Source organism: Xanthomonas sp. NCPPB 3442 (assembly GCF_056725145.1).
Genome location: NZ_CM161514.1, coordinates 3264444 through 3290633, shown reverse-complemented (window position 1 = coordinate 3290633; position 26190 = coordinate 3264444). Strand labels below are relative to the sequence as shown.

22 protein-coding genes are annotated in these 26190 nt (G+C 65.6%); 12 read left to right on the top strand and 10 right to left on the bottom strand.

Annotated features, from left to right (window positions below; translation table 11 throughout):
* Window positions 1-358 precede the first annotated feature (358 nt).
* On the bottom strand, window positions 359-3349 hold the full coding sequence (locus tag AC1POX_RS14245; RefSeq protein WP_338334138.1) for a TonB-dependent receptor plug domain-containing protein: 2991 nt from the start codon (window positions 3347-3349) through the stop codon (window positions 359-361).
* Between the two features lie 335 nt (window positions 3350-3684).
* On the opposite strand from AC1POX_RS14245, the gene apbC reads away from it, so the two are divergent.
* Both apbC and dcd read left to right on the top strand, forming a co-directional pair.
* A complete protein-coding gene (gene apbC / locus AC1POX_RS14240) occupies window positions 3685-4536 on the top strand; it encodes an iron-sulfur cluster carrier protein ApbC (protein WP_372356302.1) in 852 nt (283 codons plus the stop codon).
* Window positions 4537-4627: 91 nt separating this feature from the next.
* Window positions 4628-5197, top strand: a complete 570-nt coding sequence (gene dcd / locus AC1POX_RS14235) for a dCTP deaminase (protein ID WP_008577495.1) — start codon at window positions 4628-4630, stop codon at window positions 5195-5197.
* Between the two features lie 22 nt (window positions 5198-5219).
* On the opposite strand, the gene AC1POX_RS14230 is transcribed toward dcd, so the two are convergent.
* From AC1POX_RS14230 to AC1POX_RS14215, 4 genes are all read right to left on the bottom strand, one after another.
* Entirely contained in the window at window positions 5220-5405 is a 186-nt protein-coding gene (locus tag AC1POX_RS14230; RefSeq protein WP_029819764.1) for a LiaI-LiaF-like domain-containing protein, read from the bottom strand.
* A 410-nt stretch (window positions 5406-5815) separates the two neighbouring features.
* Window positions 5816-5983, bottom strand: coding sequence for a LiaI-LiaF-like domain-containing protein (locus AC1POX_RS14225; protein WP_008577498.1), 168 nt, complete (start codon window positions 5981-5983; stop codon window positions 5816-5818).
* Between the two features lie 27 nt (window positions 5984-6010).
* Window positions 6011-6445 (bottom strand): HIT domain-containing protein, encoded by a 435-nt coding sequence (locus AC1POX_RS14220; protein WP_008577500.1) that lies wholly within the window; start codon window positions 6443-6445, stop codon window positions 6011-6013.
* Window positions 6442-7104 carry a dienelactone hydrolase family protein gene (locus tag AC1POX_RS14215; protein ID WP_011347964.1) on the bottom strand — a complete coding sequence of 221 codons (663 nt, stop codon included), beginning with the start codon at window positions 7102-7104 and terminating at the stop codon, window positions 6442-6444. The genes AC1POX_RS14220 and AC1POX_RS14215 overlap by 4 nt, the downstream gene beginning before the upstream one ends.
* A 180-nt stretch (window positions 7105-7284) precedes the next feature.
* On the opposite strand from AC1POX_RS14215, the gene rimO reads away from it, so the two are divergent.
* Window positions 7285-8661 carry a 30S ribosomal protein S12 methylthiotransferase RimO gene (gene rimO / locus AC1POX_RS14210; protein ID WP_011347963.1) on the top strand — a complete coding sequence of 459 codons (1377 nt, stop codon included), beginning with the start codon at window positions 7285-7287 and terminating at the stop codon, window positions 8659-8661.
* 323 nt (window positions 8662-8984) lie between these two features.
* On the opposite strand, the gene greB is transcribed toward rimO, so the two are convergent.
* The gene (gene greB, locus AC1POX_RS14205; protein WP_011347962.1) at window positions 8985-9491 is read right to left on the bottom strand and encodes a transcription elongation factor GreB; all 507 of its coding nucleotides are present in this window, start codon (window positions 9489-9491) and stop codon (window positions 8985-8987) included.
* 111 nt (window positions 9492-9602) lie between these two features.
* Between greB and AC1POX_RS14200 the strand changes: the two genes are divergently transcribed.
* Entirely contained in the window at window positions 9603-11069 is a 1467-nt protein-coding gene (locus AC1POX_RS14200; RefSeq protein ID WP_029819763.1) for a rhomboid family intramembrane serine protease, read from the top strand.
* Window positions 11070-11206: 137 nt separating this feature from the next.
* Here AC1POX_RS14200 and AC1POX_RS14195 read toward each other — a convergent pair whose 3' ends face one another.
* Complete coding sequence (locus AC1POX_RS14195) at window positions 11207-12481, bottom strand: hypothetical protein (RefSeq protein ID WP_372356301.1); 1275 nt, start codon at window positions 12479-12481, stop codon at window positions 11207-11209.
* A 352-nt stretch (window positions 12482-12833) separates the two neighbouring features.
* On the opposite strand from AC1POX_RS14195, the gene AC1POX_RS14190 reads away from it, so the two are divergent.
* Window positions 12834-13454, top strand: a complete 621-nt coding sequence (locus AC1POX_RS14190) for an NUDIX domain-containing protein (protein ID WP_057681394.1) — start codon at window positions 12834-12836, stop codon at window positions 13452-13454.
* A 50-nt stretch (window positions 13455-13504) separates the two neighbouring features.
* On the opposite strand, the gene AC1POX_RS14185 is transcribed toward AC1POX_RS14190, so the two are convergent.
* Window positions 13505-15010, bottom strand: coding sequence for a helicase HerA-like domain-containing protein (locus AC1POX_RS14185; RefSeq protein WP_209261205.1), 1506 nt, complete (start codon window positions 15008-15010; stop codon window positions 13505-13507).
* 292 nt (window positions 15011-15302) lie between these two features.
* On the opposite strand from AC1POX_RS14185, the gene AC1POX_RS14180 reads away from it, so the two are divergent.
* Window positions 15303-16886, top strand: coding sequence for a transglycosylase SLT domain-containing protein (locus AC1POX_RS14180; protein ID WP_218505865.1), 1584 nt, complete (start codon window positions 15303-15305; stop codon window positions 16884-16886).
* Window positions 16887-17297: 411 nt separating this feature from the next.
* Here AC1POX_RS14180 and asd read toward each other — a convergent pair whose 3' ends face one another.
* Both asd and AC1POX_RS14170 read right to left on the bottom strand, forming a co-directional pair.
* The gene (asd, locus tag AC1POX_RS14175; RefSeq protein WP_046935101.1) at window positions 17298-18140 is read right to left on the bottom strand and encodes an archaetidylserine decarboxylase; all 843 of its coding nucleotides are present in this window, start codon (window positions 18138-18140) and stop codon (window positions 17298-17300) included.
* Window positions 18137-18787 carry an SCO family protein gene (locus AC1POX_RS14170; protein WP_008577518.1) on the bottom strand — a complete coding sequence of 217 codons (651 nt, stop codon included), beginning with the start codon at window positions 18785-18787 and terminating at the stop codon, window positions 18137-18139. The genes asd and AC1POX_RS14170 overlap by 4 nt, the downstream gene beginning before the upstream one ends.
* An 80-nt stretch (window positions 18788-18867) precedes the next feature.
* Between AC1POX_RS14170 and prmB the strand changes: the two genes are divergently transcribed.
* The 6 genes from prmB to AC1POX_RS14140 all read left to right on the top strand — a co-directional run bounded on the left by prmB (window position 18868) and on the right by AC1POX_RS14140 (window position 26126).
* The gene (prmB, locus tag AC1POX_RS14165) at window positions 18868-19794 is read left to right on the top strand and encodes a 50S ribosomal protein L3 N(5)-glutamine methyltransferase (RefSeq protein ID WP_008577520.1); all 927 of its coding nucleotides are present in this window, start codon (window positions 18868-18870) and stop codon (window positions 19792-19794) included.
* Between the two features lie 10 nt (window positions 19795-19804).
* The gene (gene aroC / locus AC1POX_RS14160; RefSeq protein WP_008577522.1) at window positions 19805-20908 is read left to right on the top strand and encodes a chorismate synthase; all 1104 of its coding nucleotides are present in this window, start codon (window positions 19805-19807) and stop codon (window positions 20906-20908) included.
* Window positions 20901-21974, top strand: a complete 1074-nt coding sequence (locus tag AC1POX_RS14155) for a 2-hydroxyacid dehydrogenase (protein WP_039417773.1) — start codon at window positions 20901-20903, stop codon at window positions 21972-21974. Before aroC ends, AC1POX_RS14155 begins: the two co-directional genes overlap by 8 nt.
* 83 nt (window positions 21975-22057) lie before the next feature.
* Window positions 22058-23083 (top strand): aspartate-semialdehyde dehydrogenase, encoded by a 1026-nt coding sequence (locus AC1POX_RS14150; RefSeq protein WP_011347954.1) that lies wholly within the window; start codon window positions 22058-22060, stop codon window positions 23081-23083.
* Between the two features lie 683 nt (window positions 23084-23766).
* On the top strand, window positions 23767-25722 hold the full coding sequence (locus AC1POX_RS14145; protein WP_481108584.1) for a type IV pilus assembly protein FimV: 1956 nt from the start codon (window positions 23767-23769) through the stop codon (window positions 25720-25722).
* Window positions 25719-26126 (top strand): VOC family protein, encoded by a 408-nt coding sequence (locus tag AC1POX_RS14140; RefSeq protein ID WP_372356299.1) that lies wholly within the window; start codon window positions 25719-25721, stop codon window positions 26124-26126. Before AC1POX_RS14145 ends, AC1POX_RS14140 begins: the two co-directional genes overlap by 4 nt.
* Window positions 26127-26190: the final 64 nt, after the last annotated feature.

The window sequence follows — 26190 nt, the reverse complement described above, 5'->3', positions numbered from 1 at the left end:
CCGGACCTTTCAACTGGAGTTGGGATAGGGCGGTCATCGGGGAGTCAGATGGCCTTAACCCGAACGTAATGAATGCCTGCTACCGAGTGCAAGCGTCTGACACGATTTGTTAATGAAATAACCCAAATCCGCATCGGAAATGAGGAATTAGGCACAAAGTGGCGTTGTATTGCACACGTAGGCAAACGACCTGGAGCGGCGCTTGTGAGTTAATGGTTACGTTCGATACAGATTGCCTGATGTAATCGGCGTGTTCGAAGGTTGTTGGGTGGTCTGCGCAGCGAGTGATGATCCATCGCGTTGCCAGACCGCAAAAAAAGCCCCGACAAGCGGGGCTCTTTCTACACGCGTGAGGCCATCAGAATCGCACTGTCGTGCCCAGGTAGAAGAACCGGCCCACGTTGTCGTACAGCGCAGAGGTGAAATCCGAGCCGAAGTAGTTGCGCGGCGGATCCTTGTCGAAGGCGTTGTCGATGCCCAGGTATACGTCGATCTTCGAGCCGGGGAATTGATAGCCGAACTGGAAGTTGTGATAGACGTACGAGCCGTTCTTGATCGGGCTGGCCGAGCCAGGGTTGCTGTTATAGCTCTCTGGTGTCACCCGCAGGTTGCCGTCCACATAGTTCATGTCCCACGACGCGCGCCACTCGTTCCAGTTGTACTTGGTCTGGAACTGCGCACGCCAGCGCGGGTCGGTCACGTAGGTCACGTACTCGTCGTATTCGGCCGGGAAGTCCTGGAACACCCATTCGCGCGACTGGATCAGGCGGGTGCCGACGAACCGCAGCACGGTATTGCCTCCGCCGATCTGGAAGCGGTAGTCCATTTCCAGATCCACGCCCACGCGACGCGAACGGGCGAGGTTTTCGTTGAGCGCCTGCCACCCGATGATGCTGTGCTCTGGATAGATGCGGCCCTGCGGGTCGGTGAAGCCGCCGAGCGGGGCGCGCTGCACGAAGCCGCAAAAACTGTTGCCGATACCGCCGGGGTTGTCCACGCAACGGGTGGCGTTGGTTTCGGCGGTCACCGTGCCGATGGCATCGCGCAGGTCGATGCGCCAATAGTCGATCGACATGCCGAATCCTTCGAAGAATTCCGGCTGCCACACCAAACCGTACGAGAGGCTACGCGCGCGCTCCGGCTTGAGCTCCGGATTGCCGCCGCTCACGCCGGGACGCGTGGAGGTAAAGGTGTCGATCCAGCCCACCGGAATCCCCAGCGCGCTGCAGTTGGCCTGACGCAACGCCACATCGCCGGCGGTGCCGGGACGGTTGATATTGGTGGGCAGGTAATTGCAGGGGTCGTTGATGGTGGCGAAGTTTTCGCTCTGCGAGTCGTACAGCTCGCCAATGCTGGGTGCGCGCACGGCCTGTGCCAGCGTGCCACGCAACCGCAGCGACGGGATAATGGTCCAGTCAAGACCGATATTCCAAGTCTTGGTCGAGCCGATACTGCTGTAGTCCGAATAGCGCCCTGCAACGTCCAGCGCCAAGCGATCCACGCCCGGCAGGCCGGCCAGCAACGGGATGGTGCTTTCGACGAACACTTCCTTGACGCTGTAGTCGCCGCCACTGTTCGGGATGGCGTTGAGGAAGGTCGCGCCCGACGCAGCCAACGGGTCGGTGACTTCCTCGCTCTGTTCCTTGCGGTATTCCACGCCGCCAGCGAAACCGATGTCGCCCGCCGGCAGCGACAGCATGTTGCTGTTGGCCACCGAGGCGCTGAATACGGTCTGCTGGATCTTGGCTTGCGAGCGCGCGGTGGTGTTGAACCATGCAGCCGCTTCCGGAGTGACCGCGCCGTTACCGAAGACACTGAAGGGCACGCAACCTTCGCGGGCCAGCGCCGAGTACACGCGGCCGGTGTTGGGGTTGACCGCAGTCGGATCCAGCGTGGTGCGGCAGACGATGTTGCCGCTGGCATCGCGTGCGGCGTCGATGCCGGCCTGCCAACGTTCATTGATGCGGTTGTTGAGGTTGAGGCGGTCCACCGTGGTCTTGCCGTAATTGGCAGACACATCGTAGGTCCAGTTGTCGGTCAGGTTGCCTTCGGCGCCGAGAACCGCGCGGTAGGTCTTGCGTTCGATGTTTTCGCCGCGGCGGCCGGCATCGACGTTGAAGCGGTTCATCAGGATCTGCGTGGCGCCGCGCGAATCCATCAGGGCGCCGAGCTCGGGGCTGACGTACGGGTTCTGGCGGCGCACGCGCAGCGAGCTGTCGAATGCCGGTTGGCCGAAGAATTCCGAATCGGTTTCGCTGTACTTGCCTTCGAAGAACACGCGATGGTTTTCGCTGATCTCGAAGTTGATCATGGTGTTGACGCTTTTGCGGTCGAAGCCCGGCTGCAGGTCGGCTACCGCATTGAGGTCGACGAAATCGCAGTCCACGCACGAGGTGTTGCTCACCACGGTGCCGTCGTAACGGTTGCGCCGGAAGCTGCCGTCGTCGTTGAACAGATAGCGGTTGCCGTAGCTTGCCGGGTTACGGAAATCGAACGTGCCCAGATTGAAGGTGCCGCCGTAGGAGGTCGAATGATTGCCACCGGGGCCGCTGAGCACGTTTTGCGGATTGCTTTCGCTCGGCGGACGGGTGGGGTCGAAACCGGGGTTGGGCACACTCACCAGATACTCGCGGCCGATGGCGCGGTTGCCGCGACCGAAACGATCTTGTTTGCTGTATTCGCCGGACACCGCGATGTTGCCGCGACCGCCTGCGAAATCGGTACCGGCAGAAAAGCTGGCAAATGAGCGGTTGTAGTTGCCTTCGTCGGCCAGGCCGGTCTGCGCGCGCGTTTCGAAACCGGTGAAGGATTTCTTGAGGATGAAGTTGACCACGCCGGCCACCGCGTCGGCGCCATACACCGCCGATGCGCCGCCGGTGATGACTTCCACGCGCTCGACCCATTCCACCGGAATGGTGTTGACGTCCACCGCAGTCGAGCCTGGGCTTGAGCCTACGTGGCGACGCCCGTTGACCAGCACCAGCGTGCGATCCACGCCCATGCCGCGCAGGTCGAGCAGGCCCAGGCCGGCGGTGCCGATGAAGCGGGTGGAATTGCCCAGCGTGTAGCTCGGTGCCAGTGCCGGCATACGCGCCATCAGGTCGCTGATGGTGGTCGCACCGGTGGCGCGGATTTCTTCGGCGCTGATGGCCGTCACGGGCGAGGGCGTGACAAAGCCGGTACGCGCAATGCGCGATCCGGTGACGGTGACCTTGTCCAGATCGGTCGTATCAGGCGCGACGCCATTTTCGGATTGGGCGGCAGCATTGCCCGCAGAGGCGGCTAGTACGCCGAAAAGTGCAGTGCTGAGGCGATGGCGACGGGTGCGTTGCGAGGTACTGCTCGACATGATTTCGCGGATTCCTTGCTGGGATTCGACTTGCACAGTTGGGTTCGCTGAGCGCCAGCTGAACCGATTTTCGACCGTAACAATTCTTTAATCTTGTGTCCATCTCTGCGAAATTTGCCAGTGAATGTCACGTGCGAGCTACACGTGCGTCTGTGTCGCGTTGGCAAACAGGGCGGCTGCGTCTGATCGAGCCGGTACACTCACGCCCTCTTCGATGCGGCGCAAGGCGATGCTTGAGTCGCTCGCGGTAGCACACGACAACCCGGGTAGGCGATGAACACGATGGCGAAAAGTGGTTTCTTGGCGACGCGCGCGGTTGCGCAGGCGGTTGGCGCATGACGGGCGAACGCAGAATCGCCGCGCACGCGGTGCAGGGCACGTTGGCGCCGCATCCGCGCATCCGCAATGTGATTGCGGTGGGGTCGGGCAAGGGCGGCGTGGGCAAGTCCACCACTGCGGTGAATCTGGCACTGGCGCTGCATCGGTTGGGCGCGCGCGTCGGCGTGCTGGATGCCGATATCTACGGCCCCAGCGTGCCGGCAATGCTGGGCCTGAGCGGGCGGCCGGATAGCCCGGACAATAAGTCGATCGAACCGCTGCGTGCGTTCGGGATCGAGGCGATGTCGATCGGCCTGTTGGTCGACCAGGACACCCCCATGATCTGGCGCGGGCCGATGGCGACGTCCGCGCTGACCCAGTTGTTCAACGACACCCTGTGGGACGACCTGGACTATCTGCTGATCGACCTGCCGCCGGGCACCGGCGACATCCAGTTGACCCTGTCGCAGAAGATTCCGGTGGCCGGTGCGGTCATCGTCACCACGCCGCAGGACATCGCCACGCTGGACGCGCGCAAGGCCTTGAAGATGTTCGAAAAGGTCGAGGTGCCGGTGCTCGGCATCGTCGAGAACATGGCGGTGCATACCTGCGGCAACTGCGGCCACCGCGAGCATCTGTTCGGCGAAGGCGGCTGTGAGCGCATGGCGGCGCAGTACGGCGTGCCGTTGCTGGGGTCGTTGCCGCTGGAGATCGCAATCCGTGAGCAAGGCGATGCCGGCCAGCCGGTTGTGGTGGCCGCGCCAGAGTCGGTGGCAGCCAAGGCCTACCTAGCGGCGGCGACGCGGCTTGCCGAGGAACTGGGCAAGCGCCCACGCGCCAGCATCCCGATCTCTGCATCCCTGCTGTAGCGCATCGGGCCGGCGATGCCGGCCGCTGGTAGAATTCGCCGTCTTCGCGCGGGCCGCTCGGCCCGCCGCCTTCCGTCTTCAAGGAACACGCATGAGCATCAAGAGCGACCGCTGGATCAAGCGCATGGCCGAACAGCACGCGATGATCGAGCCGTTCGAACCCGGCCAGGTCAAGCACGATGCTGCCGGGCAGCGCATCGTCAGCTTCGGCACTTCCAGCTACGGGTACGACGTACGCTGCTCGCGCGAGTTCAAGGTCTTTACCAACATCAACTCGACGATCGTCGATCCGAAGCACTTCGATCCCGGCAGCTTTGTCGATATCGAATCGGATGTCTGCATCATTCCGCCGAACAGCTTCGCGCTGGCGCGTACGGTGGAATATTTCCGCATCCCGCGCGACACGCTGGTGGTATGCCTGGGCAAGAGCACCTACGCACGTTGCGGCATCATCGTCAACGTGACCCCGCTGGAGCCGGAGTGGGAAGGCCACGTGACCCTGGAATTCAGCAATACCACGCCGCTGCCGGCGCGCATCTATGCCAACGAAGGCGTGGCGCAGATGCTGTTTTTCCAGTCCGACGAAGTGTGCGAAACCTCGTACAAGGACCGCGGCGGCAAGTACCAGGGCCAGACCGGCGTGACCCTGCCGCGGACCTGATGAGGTGGCGCGGCCGTGGCCTTCAGCAGGTCGCGGCCGCCTTCTCGCGGTAGCGCAGCAATTGGCGCACACCGGCGGCGATCAGGAACACCGGCCACCAGGTCGCGATCAGGTTGCCCACATCCATATGCGCCAATCCCAGATTGTCCAGCAGAAACAACGCGCCCAGGACGATCAGGAACAGGGCAGGAATCAGACGGTAGTTCATGGCGACATCCTCGGTTGGTGTGAGGCCATGCTGCGCTCGATGCGCCCGTCAATCAGGTGCCGGAAGTCAACAGTTGCGGATGACAGTCGTCATGTTGCATCGCCAGTGAGTGCCTCAAGTGCGGTGATGCGTGATCAGGGCAGGCGACGCGGGTCTGGGCTGTCAGTGTTCGGTTATGTGGGGCGGGGCCGGAAGTGCCAGCTCAGACTAGCCGTCGGTAAATGCACGAGGCTTCGCCCGTACCCTCATCCGCCCCTTCGGGGCACCTTCTCCCCCATAAAGGAGGACAATGTCCCCAGGGGAGAAGGAAGCTGCTGCATGCCACCGCAGAAGATAGGTCGTTAGAGCCATTAGCAGCCAGATACCGCTGCTGCGATTCGCCAATCCCGACTCCCGAATCCCCGCCCGACCTACTTCCCGCGCCCGAACAGCATGCCAATTCCGCACGCAACCAGTGCGGCCGGCCACCAGGTGGCGATCAAGCGACCGATACTGAGATTGGTCCAGCCCAGGTTGTTGGCCAGAAACAGCAGGCCGACGAGGATCAGGATCAGCGCGGCGACGACATTGGATTTCATGCGGGAGACTGGTTGAAAGACAGGTGCCTATCGTAGCCGTTGCGCCCACGCCGCGACATGCTGCTGCAACGCCTCGGCCGCAAAGCGCTGCGCACTGCCGCTGCCCCAGACGGGCCCGGGCCAGGCGGCATCGCCGGGGTGGCGGCCGACCAGATGCACATGCAGCTGCCGCACGATGTTGCCCAGCGCGCCGATATTGAGCTTGCCCACCCCGGGTTCGGCGCGCAGCAACTGCGAGAGCTGGTTGATTTCGGCCAGCAACAAACGCTGCTGGCCGCCATCCAGATCGATCCATTCACTGACATCGGCCACCCGTGGCACCAGCACCAGCCACGGGAAGCGGGTGTCGTCCATCAGCCGCACCTGCGACAGCGGCCCGTCGGCCACGAACACACTATCGGCCGCCAGGCGCGGGTCGAGCTGGAAGTCGCCCGCAGGCCTGTCCGGTGCGGTGTCGCTCATCCCAGGTGCGCCGCGAAGAAGCCCAGGGTGCGCTCCAGTGCGCGCTCGGCACTGTCGGCGTCGTAGTGGGTGGGGTCGATGCTGCGGTTGAAGGCGTGCCCGGCCGGGTAAACGAAGGTTTCCATCTGCGGCAGCTTCTCGCGATGGGCCTGGATCGCCTCGGGCGGAATGCTGGCATCGCGCTCGCCGAAGTGGAACATCACCGGCGCCTTGGGGGTTTCGTCCAGCAGCTGGGTGTTGCGGCCGCCGTAGTAGCTGACCGACGGCAGCCCCAGGCGAATGGCCGACAGCAGCGCGACGGAGCCGCCCCAGCAGTAGCCCACCGTACCGACCTTGCCGGCGCGGGTGAGCAGGGTGGCGGCAGATTTCACCACCTCCACGGCGCGCTCCAGGCCGACCGCGTTGGCCAGCGCCAGGCCCCGCTGCAGGCTCTGCTGGTCGTACGGCAACTGCACGTCCTTTTCTTCCAGGTCGAAAAAGGCCGGTGCCAGCACCTCATAGCCGCGTGCGGCGTAGTCGTCGGCCACTGCGCGGATATGTTCGTTGACGCCGAAGATTTCTTGAATCACCACCAGGCCGCCGCGCGGGCTGGAAGCGGGTGTGGCGTGCCAGGCGGCAACCTGGCCGTCGGGGGTGTCGAGCGTGGTCCAGTGACCCATGGAAACTCCTGCTGCAGTCCGGGGAGGCGCGCATTATCGAACGGATCGGCGGGGGCGAAGGTGAGGGTTCCGCTAAGATGACCCCGCTTGCGCGGCATGCGGTTCAGAGCGTCGCCCCCGCGCCGCTATAATTGACCCGCTCAGGCCCCATGCCGCTCCGCTTCCCAGGCTCCTGCTTCCATGTCCCAGCTGAACCCTAAAGTCGGCTTCGTCAGCCTTGGCTGCCCGAAGGCGCTCGTCGATTCCGAACGCATCCTCACCCAGCTGCGCGTGGAGGGGTACGACATCGTGCCCAGCTACGACGCTGCCGATGTGGTGGTGGTCAATACCTGCGGCTTCATCGATTCGGCAGTGACCGAATCGCTGGACGCGATCGGCGAAGCGATGAACGCCAACGGCAAGGTCATCGTCACCGGCTGCCTGGGCAAGCGCCCGGAGCAGATTCGTGAGGCGTATCCGCAGGTGCTGGCAGTATCCGGCCCGCAGGACTACCAGAGCGTCATGGAGGCAGTGCACGCCGCGTTGCCGCCGCGTCACGACCCGTTCGTGGATCTGGTGCCGGACTACGGCATCAAGCTGACCCCGCGCCATTACGCTTACTTGAAGATTTCCGAAGGCTGCAATCACCGGTGCAGCTTCTGCATCATTCCCTCGATGCGCGGCGATCTGGTCTCGCGTCCGGTCGATGAGGTGCTGCGCGAAGCCGAGCGGTTGGTGCGCGGTGGCGTCAAGGAATTGCTGGTGGTGTCGCAGGACACCTCGGCCTATGGCGTGGACCTGAAGTACGCCGAGCGTCCGTGGCGCGACCGCATGTACCAGACCCGCATGAAGGCGCTGTGCGAGGGGTTGTCGGAGCTGGGCGTGTGGACGCGCCTGCATTACGTGTACCCGTATCCGCACGTGGACGATGTGATTGGGCTGATGGCCGAAGGCAGGCTGCTGCCGTATCTGGACATCCCGTTCCAGCACGCCAGCCCGCGCATCCTCAAGTTGATGAAGCGCCCGGGCGCGGTGGAAAAAACCCTGGAGCGCGTGCAGCGCTGGAAGGCGATGTGCCCGGAGATCACCGTGCGCTCGACCTTCATCGTTGGTTTCCCCGGCGAAACCGATGCCGAATTCGAATCCTTGCTGGACTTCCTGGATCAGGCGCAGCTGGACCGCGTCGGTGCGTTTGCGTATTCGCCGGTCGATGGCGCCAGCGCCAACGCATTGCCGGATCAGGTGCCCGAAGAAGTGAAACACGAGCGCCTGGCGCGCTTCATGGCCAAGCAGGCGCAAATCTCTGCGTTGCGCCTGGAATCCAAGATCGGCAGCGTGCAGCAGTGCCTGGTGGATGTGATCGAAGACGACATCGCGGTGGCCCGCTCGCGTGCCGATGCGCCGGAAATCGATGGGCTGGTGCATATCCAGAACGGCGGCGAGCTCGGCTTGAAGGTGGGCGATCTGGTCGATGTGGAAATCACCGACAGCGACGAGCACGATCTGTTTGGCGATGCATTGCCGTCTGGCCCTGCGGTGCAGCAGCCAGGGCGGACATTGAACCTGCAGATCGTTTAGCCGCAGCAGGATGCCGGCTGGCCGATGGCGTCGGCGCTCCCGACTGTGCCGAACCGTCGGCGTACATGCCGCGGTGGGCACGCCAAGCCGTAGGAGCGTGCCTGAGCGCGACGAGGCTGGCGACGCGCAGCCGCCCCCGGCACGACGCGCTGCGCACCAACATCGCCTGTGGGCATGACATCGCCGCATGAGGGTGGCCGGGGCGCGAGCGTATCAGCAGGTCACGCGGCAGTCCTGGGGCACTGGGTGTTCGGTTCTCTGTGCCTCGATCACCGCCGTTGCCGATACACGGCGCCAGAATCGCTTCGCGCGCTGTATATCCCTTACAGCGGCACGTACTGCACCGACACCACCACAAACGTGTGCTTGCCGGCCGGCAAGTGCGCGTCGAATTCGTCGTCCACGCGCTTTTTCAGCAGTGCGCGCGCCAGCGGCGAATCGATGCTGATCCAGCCGCGTCCGGCATCGGTTTCGTCCGGGCCGACGATGCGGTAGCGCAGCAACTCGCCGCTGTCGGCATCTTCCAGTTCCACCTGTGCGCCGAAGAACACCGCGTTCGCGTCGGTGGGTGCGGTGTCCACCACGCGCAGCGCTTCCAGCCGCTTGCTCAGATAGCGTACACGCCGATCGATTTCACCGAGCTGCTTCTTGCGATAGGTGTATTCCGCATTTTCAGAGCGGTCGCCTTCGGCGGCGGCCGCCGCAAGGGCACGGACCACTTCGGGCCGCCGCACGCGCCACAAGTCGTCCAGCTCGGCCTTGAGGCGGGCATGGCCTTCGGGCGTGATCAGCGCAGTGCTTTTCTCGGCAGGCGGGCGCCAGCGGCTCATGGGGCAGGCAGTTTCCAACGGCGGGGTCGCGATGCTAGCGCGCATGACGTGCTTGCGCATCTGCCGCCGCACAGCGAAGCTTTCCGCCATTCTTAAGACACGGATGTTGTCATGCTGATCATGCCGCTGCACAAACCCTGGTCGCGACAGAACATCCCCTGGGTGACGCTGCTGCTGGTGCTGATCAATGTGGCGGTCTACCTGGGCTACCAGCGCAAGGACGACAGCCTGGTCGAGAGCGCCGTGCACTACTACGTGCACTCCGGCTTGGGCGCGCTGGAGGCCGATGCGCATGCGCGCTACCTGCAGCAGACCGCCAACGCCAAGTTGCGCGCGGCACGCCAGGCAAAATTGGACAGCGTGCCTAAACCGCAACGCATCGCGTATCTGGCGCACCTGACGATGCACGATGTCGCCTTCGAACACGCCCTGCGCAGCGGCACGTTGTTCAACGACGACGCGCGTCTGCGCGAGTGGCGCGCATTGCGTGCGCCTTACGACACGCGGCTGTCCAGGATATTTACGCTGCGCCATGTGCAGCGCAGTTCCGAATGGTCGCCAGCGCGCATGCTGACTGCCACGTTCCTGCACGGCAGCTTCGATCATTTGCTGGGCAACATGCTGTTCCTGCTTGCCTTGGGTACCTTGCTGGAAGGCGCCATCGGCAGTGGCTGGTTCCTGGTGCTGTATCTGCTCGGCGGATTCGGCGCCAGCCTGGCCAGCTTGTGGTGGCGCTGGGGCGAGCCCGGTGGCGGTCTGGGTGCCTCCGGTGCCATCGCCGCGCTGATGGGTGCGTTCTGCGTGGTCTGGGGCAGGCGCAGGGTGCGTTTTTTCTATTGGTTTTTCGTCGTCTTCAATTACGTGCGCGGGCCTGCGATCCTGCTGTTGCCGCTGTGGCTGGGCTGGGAGTTGTATAGCCTGGCATCCAGCGACGACGGCGCAGTCGCCTTCGAGGCGCATGCCGGCGGACTGGTGAGCGGTGCGTTGCTGGGCGCCTTGCTGGTGGTGCTGCGACAAACTCGGCCAGAATTTATGCAGGAGGGCGACGCGGTTGCGGTGGACGATCGCTGGGAGCGTGCGCAGCGCCACCTGGGCCGGATGGAAAACGCCGAGGCCGAACATTTGCTGGCGGAGTTGGCGAGCGAGCAGCCGCACAATCTGGAGGTTGCGCTTGCGCGCTATCGCGCTGCGCGTCATGCAGGGCGCAGCCAGGACAGCCTGCGCCATGCCGAGACGCTGCTGGCCCTGCAGACCCATAGCGCCGAACAGACACGCATCCAGCTGGCAGTTGCCGCCGAACTCAGTAAGGCCAGGATTGCCTGCAGCCCGACGGCGCGCATGGCGCTGATCGCTGCATGCATGCGTAACGGCCTGTTGGCCGATGCCGAGCGTCTATTGAAGGAGAGCGAGTTGAGTACGCCGCGCGATGAATTGGCCCAACAATGGTTCGTGCTTGCCTTGCGTCACGGTGAGCTGCAGGACGGTGCGCAGCGCACGCGCTTGCTGCGCCAGCTGCTGGATCAGTTTCCAGAGCAGGGACAGGCCAACAAAGCGCGCTTTTTGCTCGAAAACGGTTGAGCGGTTTCTGCCCAACGCATGCTCTTTGACCGCGCGGCGCCGGGCGGGCAAGGGCCGGTCGCGCTGGCTGGCATGCATGGGTCGGAGCTTGATGGGAATCTGTCTACCTGGAACCTGCAGAACGGTTCCTCAGCCGATCACGCCGGCTGAATCGTCACCGCTTTCAGTGCCGCGTCCAGCTTCGCGCGCAGTGCTTCGTCGTCGCAGCGATCCTTTGCGTTCTGCAATACGGCGCGCGCCTGATCATCGCGCCCGAAGCGCTCGGCCAGCAGCACGCCGGCGTCCAGCGACCAAGCAGGCAGCATCGGGTCGCGCGGCCACGCAGCAATGGCGGCCAGCAGGCCATCGGTGACCAGTTGGAACTGCCCGGCCATCCTTGCGCGCTCGGCCAGCAGGTTGGCCTGCTCGGGCGTCAGCGGCGTAAACGTGGGGTCGATGTCCAGCGCTTCGCGCTGCAGCACGAGTGCACGCCGTTCCTGCTTTTCCTGCAACAGGCGATTGATGTATTGGCGAGTGTGTTCGCGCAGCTCGTCGTTGCGATGGTGTTGGCGCAACAGGCGCTGATACAGCTCGTGCACCGCCAGGCTCACCGCGCGCGAGCGCACCGCACCGCGCAGGGCCTGAAAGGCTTCGTCGGAATGCCCGTCGCGCACGTACTGTTCCGCTTCGTCGAGCAGGCGCTGGTCCGGGTCGCTGCGTTCGTGCGCATCCGCGCCACTGGGCACATAGCCCAGCTCCTCGTGGTACTGGTACACCAGATACCCCAGCAGGTGAAAGCTGGCGAACAGCGTCCAGATCGAGGTCACCATGACCGTCGCTTCGCGCACGAGCGGCGGTAGGTATTTGGTAGCGAAGAAGACCGCTGCCGTGCCGCTGCCCTGGATCACGTAGAGCAGGCCGTAGGCGGCCAGATACGGCCAGCCGATCCGTAGCGCCATGTCGATGGAGACGGCGGGGTTGAGCGCGCGGCGCAGGCTGCCGTCGATGGCCAGCGAGATCAGCATGCCAGGCAGCAGCAGCATGGTGCCCAGATAGGCGATGGTCAGGCCGAACGGGCCGGCGATCACGGCTCCTACGCCGATCACGATGCCCAGCGCGACGGCCAGCAGGATCAGGCGCAGTACCGCGCTGTCGAAGCTGTTATAGCCCAGGCGTGGCGCATCGGTCTGGCCATCGGCGGTGTGGCGCAGAATGTCGAAGGCATAGGTATAGGTCGCCATGCCCAGCACACCGGCAATCATCAGTTTCAGGATGCCCGGCAGCACCAGCAAGGCGCTGCACAGCGTCAATGCGATCAGCGCATACAGCGCAGAGCCACGCAGCGGGTAGGTGGCGATGGCGGGAATGCGGGTCCAGAACGGTGCAGGCGCAGCCTGCGCGGCCACCTTGCGTGCGCGAAAACGGTCTTCCATGACGCTCCCCAGGCGTGTGATGTGAAGGGATTGTGCGGGGCCGCGTGTCGCTGCGCAATTGGGGGAGGGCAAGCCGGCGAACCCGGATCGCCAGCGACCGGCGACATGTTGCGGGCATGGTCTGGAGACTGCTGGCCAGGCCGTGCGTCAGTGCCGGCCCTACATCGAAGCATGCTGTGTCAGACATCACCCTAAGCGCATCGGCAGACCGCCGACGCGGTGCGTGCGTGACTGCCTGAGGTGCCAGCTGAGCGACAGGTAAAATGGTGGCCCGCCGCACTCTCGCGGCCCTACGAGCGACCGTGCGCGCCGCAACCGTGGCACTGCTCGCTTGCACCACAAGGAGTGTCGCTTGATTCCCTCTGCCACCGGCAACCCGCAGGTCCGCATCCGCAGCATCGATGTGCTCTCGGACAATTGGTATGTGCTGCGCAAGGTCACGTTCGATTTCCAGCGCAAGGACGGCCGCTGGCAGACCTTGTCGCGCGAGGCCTACGATCGTGGCAATGGCGCCACCATTCTGCTGTACAGCCGCGCCAAGCAGACGGTGATGCTCACCCGCCAGTTCCGCCTGCCGACGCTGCTCAATGGCAACCCGGATGGCATGTTGATCGAAGCCTGTGCCGGCCTGCTCGACCAGGACGATGCGCTGACCTGCATCCGCAAGGAAACCGAAGAGGAAACCGGCTACCGGATCGACAACGTGCGCAAGGTATTCGAGGCCTTCATGAGTCCTGGCTCGGTCACCGAGCGCCTGTACTTTTTCGTCGGCGAATACGTCGACGGCGACAAGGTCAGCGGCGGCGGCGGACTCGAAGAAGACGGCGAAGAGATCGAAGTGCTGGAGCTGTCACTGGATGCAGCGCTGGCGATGATCGGCTCAGGGCAGATCGCCGATGCCAAGACCATCATGCTGTTGCAGTACGCCAAGTTGCATGGCGTGTTGGAGTCCGTTCACGCCAACACGCGGTAGCCCTTCACGGCGACGGTGCCATCGAGACGTGGCAGCGACGATCAAGCAGATCATCGCTTCCCGCCAAAAATGCTACCGAAGATGCCGCGCACGATCTGCTGCCCGATCTTGTTGCCCACCGTGCGCGAGGTCTGCTTGGCCATCGCTTCCAGCATGCCCTGGCGGCGGCGGGTGCCGAAGACCGCGTCCTTGACCGCCTGACCGAAGCCGCTGTCGTGCGCGTCGTCATCTTCGCGAGTGCGGGCAGGTGGGGCTGCGTTGTGTTCGGCGGCCTGTTCGACGCGGCGCGCCAGCAGTTCGGCAGCCGATTCGCGGTTGATCGCGGTGTCGTAGCGGGTGCCGACCGGGCTTGCCGCGCGCACCTGCGCGCGTTCGGTTTCGCTGATGGCGCCCATGCGGCAGCGCGGCGGTGCGATCAACGTCTGCTGTACCGGCGCCGGCACGCCCTTGCCCTGCAGCGGCGACACCAGCGCCTCGCCGGTGCCCAGGCTGGAGATGGCGGTGGCGACATCGAGCTTGGGATTGCCGACGAAGGTCTGCGCGGCAGTCTTGACCGCCTTCTGGTCGCGCGGCGTGTAGGCGCGCAACGCGTGCTGCACGCGGTTGCCGAGCTGGCCAAGGATATTGTCGGGAATGTCGTCGGGAAACTGCGAGCAGAAATACACGCCCACGCCCTTGGAACGAATGAGGCGCACCACCTGCTCGATGCGCTGCACCAGCGCCGCCGGCGCATCGTCGAACAGCAGGTGCGCCTCGTCGAAGACGAACACCAGTTTGGGTTGTTCCAGGTCGCCCACTTCGGGCAAGCGTTCGAACAGTTCCGACAGCAGCCACAGCAGAAAGGTGGAATACAGCTTCGGCTTGAGCACCAATTGGTTGGCAGCCAGGATGCCGATCACGCCACGGCCATCCGGCGCGACGCGCATCAGTTCGGCCAGCTCCAGCGCAGGCTCACCGAAGAACTGTTCGCCGCCGTCCTGGGACAAACGCAGCAAGGCGCGCTGGATGGCGGCAACCGATTGGCTGGACACCAGTCCGTAACTGGTGGAGAGCTCCTTGCGCTCTTCGACCACCAGCGCGAGCAGCGCGCGCAGGTCGTCCAGGTCCAGCAGCAGCAAGCCGCGGTCGTCGGCCAGCTTGAACACGATGTCGAGTACGCCGGACTGGGTGTCGTTGAGTTCCAGAATCCGGGCGAGCAGGGTGGGGCCCATCTCGCTGACCGTCGTACGTACCGGGTGCCCCATCTGGCCATACAGGTCCCAGAACACCACCGGGTTGGCGGCCGGGGCGTAGTCGGTCATGCCCAAATCGTTGGCGCGCTGCAGCACGCCGGGCGCGCCATCGCCAGCCACGGCCAGGCCGGCGACATCGCCTTTCACGTCCGCCAGGAACACCGGAACGCCCAGCCGCGAGAAGCCTTCGGCCAGCGTCATCAAGCTCACGGTCTTGCCGGTCCCGGTGGCGCCGGCCACCAGCCCGTGGCGGTTGCCGAAGCGTCCTTCCAGCACTACAGGGATGTCGTCGGTGACGCCTTTGCCGAGCAGGAACGAGGCCATTGCGCTGATCCGGTAGGAAAGGGCCGATTCTAGCGGGCAATCCCAGCGGGCAATGCCAACCGGCAACGCGGCAGATCCTGGCAGGCAGGCTGGGTCGAACGGGCGACGCACGCACGCCGCGCGGCAGCCGCAGACGCACTCGATCGTTCGCGTCGGTGCGCCGGTTTGCAGGTACTGCACGCATCGACCGCGCCCACCAAGCTAACGGCCCACTGACCCCGGTGGCCTCGCTGCCTTGCCCCGATGTTGCCCCGGCAGCTACCCTGCCTGCCTTTCCGCTGTACTGCCTACGATGCCGCTCGCTCATTTTGGTTTGCGCCCATGGCCTGTCCTGGCTGTGGTGGCGCTGATGTCTGTCGTCCCCGCCGCCCACGCCATCTCCAAACGCGACACGGAGAAGGCCGCCGCGCTCGATGCGCGCATGGCCGCCGCCGAAAGGCGCTATCGCGATGCGCTGGTGCTGGTGAACAACTCCGACCCCAAGGGCACTGCCGAAGGCGATGCTGCGCTGGAGGACATGGAAGACATCATCGACGCCTGCATCAAGCAGCGTGGTTGCCTGGTGTCCAATCAGTTGGCCACCTACAAGCGCCTGCTCAAGGCGCGCGCCGATGCCGAGGCGCCGGCCGCCGAAGATCCGGAAGACGACGACACGCTGCTGCAAGCCGACCCGGACCATCTGGGCCCGGCGTCGAACGGCGTGCCCGAGGCCGCGCGTGCCGCCACGCTGCTCAACGACCAGCGCCACGAATTCGACAAGATGGTGCAGTACAACCCGGCCGTGCAGGCCGGTATCCGGCGCTGGCTCACCGATATGCGCCCGGCGCTGCTGACCAGCTACGAGAACTACAGCAACCTGCGCGGCGTGATGTGGCCGGAATGGCAGAAGCGCGGCCTTCCAGAAGCGCTGCTGTTCGGCATCATGGCCAAGGAATCCAACGGCAAGGTGCATGCCAGCTCGCGCGCTGGTGCCGCCGGGTTGATGCAGTTCATGCCCGCCACCGGACGTCGCTTCGGGCTGGGCCCGGACGGCACCGGCTTCGACACCCGCTTCGATGCACGCAGCGCCGCCGAAGCCAGCGCCGCCTACCTCAACGAACGCATGGCCGGACTCAACCGCAGCATCGAACTGGCACTGGCCGCCTACAACGGTGGCGAAGGCCGTGCCGCGCGCGTGTTCGCGCAGAGCGGCGGGCGCGGCTTCTGGGACCAGGACGTCTATAACCAGTTCCCGGCCGAAACCAAGGACTACGTGCCAATGGTGATCGCGGCGGCGTGGATCTTCCTGCACCCGCGTCAATACGGGGTGGACTTTCCCAAGCTCGATGCGCAGCCGGCCACGCTCAAGCTGGCCAAGTCGACCACCATCTACGAACTCACCATCTGCCTAGGCAGCATGGGCACACGCGACGGCTACATGCGTGCGTTGCGCAATCTCAACCCACGTTACGAATCCGATGGCTGGATTCCGGCCGGCACGGTCATCAATGCCACCAACCGCATCGTCAACCTCTACACCCGTTACTGCGTCAATGGCCCGCGTGCGGATCTGGCGCGCACCCTGATCACTGCCGATCTCAACAGCGCAATCGTGCGCAGCAGCAGCGCGCCCGAGTACGTGCCCAGCGTGGCGGTGGGCGATGTCAGCCAGATGGCCGGCGTCCCGACCACCGTCGCCACCGGACAGCCGGCAGTGGCCAAGCCCAAGGCAAAGCAGGTGCGCAGCTACACCATCGCCAAGGGCGACACGCTCGGTCGCGTCGCGCAGAAGTACCAATGCGAGATCAAGGAGCTGGCCAAGGCCAACGGCTTGAAAGCGCCGTCGTATGCGCTCAAGCCGGGGCAGAGCATCAGGTTGGCGGGGTGCGATCGCTGAACCGGGCGCTGGTGGAGCGTTGCTGATGTCCGCACCCTTCAAACGGCGGTGCGCATCGGCCTGAACCCGCTGGCGTGGGGCAGGCCAGGCTGTGCCAAAGCCGTTCCGGTAGCCCCGGCACGCGCAGCGTGTCGTCAGTCGAAGGTTGGAAAACGGTGCGCGGGGGTGCGAGGCCTTGTGGGGAAGGCCTCGTCGCGGCCAGGTTCGCTGCTACGTTGGCAGCGAGCGCACGACAAGCCTGGTGGTTGCCGTGGGAGCGGACCCGGTCGCAACCAAACCATCCAAACAGCCCGTTTTATGCCGGATGTTCTTCATCCGAGGCTGAGCAGGATGGCGTGCGCGTAGGGGCGGCGTATCACCGGAAACGCCTGGTCGCGGCCAGGTCCGCTCCTACGAGGGCAGCGTTGCACTTCACTGACGACGCGCGAGTGCCTGGCCAAGACGAACCGATGTTTCGGCCGCAAGTCTGCCATCGAGCGTGGTCACACCCGGCGGCAGCAACACGATGACGGTCGAGCCGTAATTGAACCTGGCCATCTCCGCGAACTTCTCCAGCACGATGCCCTTGCCGCGGTAGTCCTTGCGCGTGATGCGGTCGCCATAGCGCGGAATCTCCACGCCGCTCCAGACCGTCTCCACGCCGGACACCAGCAGCGCACCTACCATCACCGAGGCCATCGGGCCGAAATCGGTGTCGAAGTGGCAGACCAGCCGCTCGTTGCGCGCGAACAGGCGCGGCACGTTGCGTACGGCGTCCGGGCCCACGCTGAACAGCCGCCCTGGCACGTGCACGGTCTCGCGCAGGGTGCCGGTCCACGGCATATGCACGCGGTGGTAGTCCTTGGGCGACAGATACACGGTGGCGAACAGGCCGTCGTTGAACGGCGCCGCCGCGGCCTCGTCGCCAAGCAATTCTGCAGCAGTGAACGACTGCCCCTTGGCCTGGAAAATGCGGCCGTTCTCGATCGGGCCGAGCTGGCTGATGCGGCCGTCGGCGGGCATCAGCAACGCAGCCGGGTCGGCATCCGGCACGCGTGCGCCGGGCTTCAAGGCGCGGGTAAAGAACGCATTGAAGGTGGGATAGGCGCGCGGATCCGGCTCCTGTGCCTCGCTCAGGTCCACGCCGAACTTGCGTGTGACCGTGTCGATCAACCACTGCTTGGTGGCGGGTCTATCCGAGTAGGCCAGCGCGCGCGCCAGCGAGGACAGCAACCGGTGCGGCAGCACGTAGGTCAGGGAAGTGACAAGACTCACGGAGCGGTTACCTTGGTCAGCTGTTGGAGGTCGGCGGCAATCGCCTTCGGATCGAGCGGGGGGCGGATCAGCCCGGCCAGGCGGCCTTGCGGATCGAGCACGGCAATGCCGGCGGAGTGGTCCATGCTGTAGTCGTTGGGATTTTGCGCATAGCCTTTGCCCGGGACCTTCTGGAACACGAAGCCCAGCGCGGTGGCGAAGCGCTCCAACGCCGGCACGTCCGCCGTGGCGGCCAGGGTGTCCTTGTGGAAGGCATGTGCGTACTCGCCCAGGCGCGCGGGCGGATCGCGCTGCGGGTCCACCGACACGAACAGCACGCGCGGGCGCAGGCCATCGGGAATGCTTTCCCATTGCTGTTGCGCCACTGCCAGATCGGTCAAGGTGGTGGGGCAGACATCGGGGCAGAACGTGAAGCCCAGAAACACCAGCGTCCAATGCCCCTTGAGTTCGCCGGGCACCAGCTGGGTGCCGTCGGACTGGCGCAGGCTGAATTGCGGCAGCGGGCGCGGCTGCGGATAAAAGGTGATGGTCTTGGTGGGCGGCCATGGCGAACTGGGCGCGCCGCCAAGGAACTTCTGGCCCAGCAACATCCCCAGGCCAGCGGCCAGGGCCACCAGCAGCACGATGCCGGTATTGCGATTGAACATGGCGGTTTCCAGTGCAACGGACGCTCATGATACCGATCCGACCTCTATAATCGGGGGCCGATTCCTCTTTAGTTGTTGCCATGACTGCCGCCGCGGCCGACGAACTGCACACCATCATCGACCTGATCCGCTACGGCACCAGCCGTTTCAACGCAGCCGGTCTGACCTTCGGCCACAGCTACGACAATGCGTTGGACGAAGCCACCCAGCTGGTCCTGCACAGCCTGCATCTGCCGCACGATCTGGGCCCGGCCTACGGCCAGGCGCGCTTGCTGCGCTCGGAAAAAGAGCAGGTGCTTGGTCTGTTCGAGCGCCGCATCACCGAGCGCGTGCCGGCCGCTTACCTCACCGGCGAGGCCTGGTTTGCAGGCCTGAGTTTCAAGAGCGATGCGCGCGCCCTGGTGCCGCGTTCGCCGATCGCCGAATTGATCGAAGCCGGCTTCGAGCCCTGGCTGGGCGGGCGCGAAGTGACTCGCGCGCTGGACCTGTGCACCGGCTCGGGCTGCATTGCCATCGCGATGGGCCACTACAACCCGCAGTGGGATGTGGATGGCGTGGACATCAGCGACGATGCGCTGGCGCTGGCCGCCGAAAACAAGGCGCGCCTGCATGCCGACAATGTCACCTTGCTCAAGTCGGACCTGTTCAACGGTCTGGGCGGTCGCCAGTACGACCTGATCGTCACCAACCCGCCGTACGTCACCAACGAGGAAACCGACGCGCTGCCGCAGGAGTATTCCTACGAGCCCGAACTCGGCCTGCGCGCCGGCGACGATGGCCTGGACCTGGTGTTGAAGATCCTGCGCGATGCGCCGCAGCACCTAAGCGAAGACGGCTTGCTGATCTGCGAAGTGGGCGAGTCCGAGCAGCACCTGGTCAAGCTGCTGCCGGAAGTGGATCTGGCCTGGGTCGAGTTCAAGGTCGGGCAGATGGGCATCTTCGCGGTGGAATGCCGCGAATTGATCGCCCACGGTGCCCGCATCGCCGAGCTGGCCGCGCAGCGATGAGCCTGCGCGCATGAGTGCCAATTCGTTCGGCAAGCTGTTCACTGTCACCACCTTCGGCGAGTCGCACGGGCCGGCGATCGGTTGCGTCGTCGACGGCTGCCCTCCCGGCCTGGAGCTCGCGCCGGAAGAGTTCACCCACGATCTGCAGCGCCGCGCCAGCGGCAAGAGCCGGCACACCTCGGCGCGCCGCGAGGCCGACGAGATCGAGATCCTGTCCGGCGTGTACGAAGGCCGTACCACCGGCACGCCGATCGGCTTGCTGATCCGCAATACCGATCAGCGCAGCAAGGACTACAGCAACATCGCCCAGCAGTTCCGTCCCGGCCATGCCGATTACACCTACTGGCAGAAGTACGGCATTCGCGATCCGCGCGGCGGCGGGCGTTCGTCGGCGCGCGAAACCACCATGCGCGTGGCCGCCGGCGTGATCGCCAAGAAGTGGCTCAAGCAGCGCTATGGCGTGCTGGTGCGCGGTTTCCTGTCGCAGCTGGGCCAGATCCGTCCCGCTGGTTTCGATTGGGATGCGGTGGAAGACAACCCGTTCTTCTGGCCGCATGCGGCGCAGGTGCCGGAGCTGGAAACCTACATGGACGCGCTGCGCAAATCCGGCGACTCGGTCGGTGCGCGCGTGGACGTGGTGGCCGGCGGCGTTCCGGCAGGCTGGGGCGAGCCGATCTACGGCAAGCTCGATGCCGAACTTGCGGCGGCGTTGATGAGCATCAATGCGGTCAAGGGCGTGGAGATCGGCGACGGCTTCGCCAGCGCGGCGCAGAAGGGTACCGAACACCGCGACCTGATCACCCCGGAAGGCTTTCTCAGCAACCATGCCGGCGGCATCCTGGGCGGAATCTCCACCGGCCAGGCGGTCACCGCCTCGATGGTGCTCAAGCCCACCTCCAGCCTGCGCCTGCCCGGCGCGACGGTGGATGCCGATGGCAGCGTGGTCGATGTCATCACCACCGGCCGGCACGACCCGTGCGTGGGCATCCGCGCCACCCCGATCGCCGAGGCGATGATGGCACTGGTGCTGATGGACCAGGCGTTGCGACATCGTGCGCAGTGCGGCGATGTGGGCGAGGTGTCGCCACGCATTCCCGGTCAGGTCGATGTCTGACGGACGTCGTCCCAGGGTGTGGGTGAGCCAGCCGCTGTTCGACGATGTCGTCGCGCAGCTGGGCGAGCATTTCGAGCTGACCACCACGCAGCGCGTCAGCGCATATTCGCCGGCCGAGCTGGCCGCGCAACTGGCACCGTTGGACGGCGCCCTGATCACCCTCAACGAGCGCATCGGCGCGGCCGAAATCGCCGCCGCGCCGCAGCTGCGCGCCATCGCCAATGTCGGCGTGGGCTACAACAATCTCGACATCGACGCCTTAAGCGCGGCCGGCATCCTGGCCAGCAACACGCCGGACGTGCTTACCGAAACCACGGCCGATCTCGGCTTTGCGTTGCTGATGGCCACCGCGCGCCGCATCACCGAATCCGAGCGCTGGCTGCGCGACGGGCAGTGGGGGCAATGGTCGTTCAAGACCATGCTCGGCGCCGATATCCACGGCAGCACGCTCGGCATCCTGGGCATGGGCCGCATTGGCCAAGGCATCGCCCGGCGCGGTGCGCACGGTTTCGGCATGCGCGTGCTGTACCACAACCGCAGCCCGTTGCCGGCCGCTACCGAACAGGCGCTGGGCGCACGGTATGTGGATTTCGAGACATTGCTGGCGCAGTCCGATCACCTGGTGCTGGTATTGCCGTACACCAGGGACTCTCACCACATCATCGATGCCGCGGCGTTGGGCAAGATGCGCGCCACCGCCACGCTGGTGAACATCGCCCGCGGTGGCATCGTCGATGAGCTGGCATTGGCCGATGCGCTGGCCAACGGCCGCCTGGCCGGTGCCGGCCTGGATGTCTACGAAGGCGAGCCGCATGTGCGTCCGGAGCTGCTGGCGCTGAACAACGTGGTGCTCACCCCGCACATCGGCAGCGCCAGCCTGGCCACGCGCCGCGCGATGGTGCAACTGGCGGTGGACAACCTGATCGCTGCGCTGGGCAAGGGCCCGCATGCCGGCAACCCGCCGAGCGCCCTCAACGCCGATGCAGTTGCCGCTACCAAACGTGGCGGCACCGGCGTGGACGCCAAAAAAAACGGCGTCACCGGCAGCATTTCGACCAAACGATAGGGAACCTCCGCGGCCAGCGTTGGAGGTTCCCCGAACCCAGCGCGCAGTGCTTCCTCATTTCCCCTTTCGATAAAGACAAACTCATGAGCAACGAAAACCGTCGTTTCAACGTCGCCGTCGTGGGCGCCACCGGCGCTGTCGGCGAGACCATGCTGAGCATCCTGGCCGAGCGCAACTTCCCGGTCGCCACCCTGTACGCGCTGGCGTCGTCGCGCTCGGCGGGCGGGCAGGTGGAGTTCAATGGCGGCAAGGTCGATGTGCTGGACCTGGCCGAGTTCGACCCCGCCGGCGTGGACATCGCGCTGTTCTCCGCCGGCGGCAGCGTGTCCAAGGAATACGGCCCCAAGTTCGCCGCGGCCGGTGCGGTGGTGATCGATAACTCCTCGGCCTTCCGCTATGACGACGACGTGCCGCTGGTGGTGTCCGAGGTCAACCCGGAAGCGCTCAAGCAGCGCCCGCGCGGCATCATCGCCAATCCCAATTGCTCGACCATGCAAATGCTGGTGGCACTGGGCCCAATCCACCGCCAGTACGGCATCGAGCGTATCAACGTGGCGACCTACCAGTCGGTCTCCGGCGGCGGGCGTTCGGCGATGGAAGAACTGGGCAAGCAGACCAGCGAGTTGTTGAGCTTTCAGGACATCGACCCGCAGCGGTTCCCGGTGCAGATCGCCTTCAACCTGATCCCGCACATCGACGACTTCCAGGACAACGGCTACACCAAGGAAGAGATGAAGCTGGTCTGGGAGACCCGCAAGATCCTCGGCGACGACAGCATCCAGGTGAACCCCACCGCGGTGCGCGTGCCGGTGTTCTACGGCCATTCCGAAGCGGTGGCGATCGAGACCCGCGACAAGATCACCGTGGAGCAGGCGCGCGCGCTGCTGGCAGCGTCGCCTGGCGTGGAAGTGGTGGACGAGCGCAAGCCCGGCGGCTACCCGACGCCGGTCACGCATGCTTCCGGCAAGGATGCGGTGTTCGTCGGCCGCATCCGTGAAGACTTTTCGCATCCGCGCGGCCTGAACTTGTGGATCGTCTCCGACAATATCCGCAAGGGCGCTGCGCTCAACGCCGTGCAGCTGGCCGAACTGGTCGCACAGGAAGGCTAAGCAGCACGACAAAGACGACCGCGCAGCCGCCATGCGTGCGCGCGGCCGGCGCCTGGTGCAGCAGGCGTCACCCGGCCACTGCGATGCTGAGCGCGCCGTTCGCGCCTGCATGGGGACGGCTCGCGACGTGCGGTTGGCGCTCTCAACCGCCGTGCACGTGCTGGAGCATGCCGGCGCGCGGTGATGCTTCCCAGAGAGGCGCACCACGCGCGAGCGCTCCGGCAGGGTGCGCACCGACACATGGAACGTCGGCTCGATTCTCAACCGAATTCCACCTCAGCCGAATTCCACCTGCAGGCGCGCTGCCCATCGCGCGTCTGCGGGCATGCGCACGTGCGCGTATCGCCTCATGTGGCATTGGAGGACCTTGCAGCTTGCAGTGCGCAGACCTGTCGCCAGCCGCTCGCACACACTCCGTGCCTGCTCAGGCGACACGCCATTGGCGCCATGTCATGGCATCCCGCAGCGCGTGACTTTGCACCACGCAATCTGCCGACAGGCCGTTGCGCGCTTGAGACCTCGCGCAGTGAGAGCGCCCATCAGCACTTGCCGGTTTGCATTGGCCACGCATGCATGCCGCACTGCGGCAGTGTCGCTGGCACAGCGCTCTGCATCACGGCGCCGACTTTTTCGCTCATCCAGCGGCTATATTGATGCCCATGAAACATAGGGGCGGGGGCGCGATGCGTCCGATACAAGGGATAGGTGCGTTGCTGCTGATGGCCTGCAGCGGCGCTGCAATGGCGTTGGGACTGGGCGATATCCGGGTGCTGTCCAAGCCCGGGCAACCGCTGGTGGCCGAGATTCCGGTCATCTCCAACGAGCCGGGCGAACTCGACAACGCGCGCGTGGCATTGGCATCGGCCACCACGTTTGCGCGCGTCGGCCTGGAGCGCCCGCAAGGGCTGGTCAGCAATCTGCAGTTCCAGTTCGCGCAGGACGCACGCGGGCGTGCGGTGATCCGCGTGACCAGCAGCCAGGCGGTGGACCAGCCGGCGATCAACTTCCTGATCGAGGTGGAGTGGGGCCAGGGCCGGCTGGTGCGCGAATATTCCGCCTTGGTCGATGCGCCCAACACCGCGGCCGCCATCGCCGAGCCGGCCATCGAAGCGCCGCGTGCCGGTTCCAGCAATGCGATTGCACGCGAGCCGGCGCCGGTCGCCGCGCCCGCCGCGCAGGACAACGCCAGGGCCGAACCGGCTGCGCGTGCAACTGGCAGTGCGTCTGCTGCGTCTGCGACGCAGGCCGGCGACACGTTGCCGGCCGTGCGCGCGGGCCAGACCTTGTCGGAGATCGCCGCGGCGGTGGCGCGTTCCAGCGGGCACTCGCTGGACCAGACCATGCTGGCGTTGCTGCGCACCAATCCGGACGCCTTCATCAACGGCAACATCAATCGCCTGAAGCAGGGCGCGGTGCTGCGCACGCCGCAGGAAGACGCGCTTGCCCAGGTCGGTGCGGCCGAAGCGGCGGTCATGGTGCGCGAGCAGGCCGCCCAGTGGCGGCAGGCGCGATCGGCGGTGCCGCAACCGGCCGAGGCCGGCGCCGCCGCTGCCGCAACGCCGCCGCCCGCCACACCTGCCGCAGCGGCTGGCAACGGCGCGCGGCTCGAAATCGCCCCTGCAGTGGCGAGTCAGACCAACAAGGCCGGCGTCACGTCCGGCACCAGTGCCGAAGGCGAGGGCGAGATGGCGGCCAATCAACAGTTGCAACAGGCCAAGGAAGACATCGCCACCCGCGATGCGGAATTGCAGGACCTGCGGACCCGCGTGGCGGATCTGGAAAAGCTCAAGCAGCAACAGCAAGCGCTGATCGCCATGAAGGACAGCGACCTGGCGGCTGCACAGAAGCGCCTGTCGGAAACCCCGGCGGCCGCACAACAGGGTGGCGGTTTTCCGCTGTGGTTGATCGGCGGGCTGGTGTTGATCGTCGCGGCCGTGGTGGCGTGGCTGGCCGCGCGCCGTCGCAAACCCTCGCCGCTGCCGCCGTTGCCGCGTCGGCAGTTCGACTTCGTCCTGCCTGGCGCGCCGGTGCAGGCCGCCGAGCCGCAAGAGGCGACGCAAGCCACTGAGCCCAGCGAGCCCGATGTGGTGCACGAGACCGAATTCGAGCAGGCCGATCTGCGCGACGAAGAGCGCGCCCATGACGCGCAGCAACCATTGTCGGACGTGCTGCGTCGCGAGCCGCTGCCGTCCGAGCCGGCTGCTGCGCCCATGGCGGTCAACAGCGACGATTGGCGTGCGCTGCGGGCCGCACCGCCGGTGGTGGCAACGCCGCCGCAGGACGGCGCCCCCGTCGACGAGGCGCAGGCTCCGCCGCACCCGGCGTTCGAGGCCGTGGAGGCGAGCCACGCAGATGTCGCACCCACGATCGGTGATGTCCCGTCTACGGCTTCCCCGGTAGCGGCGGCCACGCAAGACAGCCTGGATTTCGAGCGTCCGCCTGCGGCGCCGAGCGCTGCGCCCAGCCCCTCGGCCAGCCGTGACGTCGCCTCGGCCGGGCGCGATCGCCTGGAACTGGCGGTGGCTTACATGGACCTGGGCGACAAGGACACCGCGCGCGGCCTGCTGCTGGAAGTTGCCGCCACCGGCGACGACGCCACGCGCGCCGAAGCCGCCGAGCTGCTGGAACGCCTGGCATGAGCCCGGCGATCGATCGCCTTGCCGCGCAGGAAAGTGACGTACGCGAGCGCCGGATCGACTATGTGGAGTTCGCCTCCATCGATCCGGATGCCAGCCGTGCGTTCTTCGAAGCGGTGTTCGGTTGGCAATTCCAGGCCTACGGTCCGGATTACCTGGCCTTCAACGATGGACGCCTGGACGGCGGCTTCTACCGTGCAGCCGCGCCGGCGCCGGACGGGGGTGGTCCGCTTGTGGTGTTGTATGCCGACGCGTTGGCCCCGGTGATCGAGCGCGTGCGTGGCGCAGGCGGGGTGATCGTCAAGCCGGTCTTCGGCTTTCCGGGCGGCAGCCGGTTTCATTTCCGCGAGCCCGGCGGCACCACGTTGGCCGTGTGGTCCGAGCGCAGCGTCGCGTCCGACGACTGACTGCGCGCTGGTCGCACGCGCGTCCCGCGGCTCGGCACCAGCCAATGTGGCTCGTACACTTCAC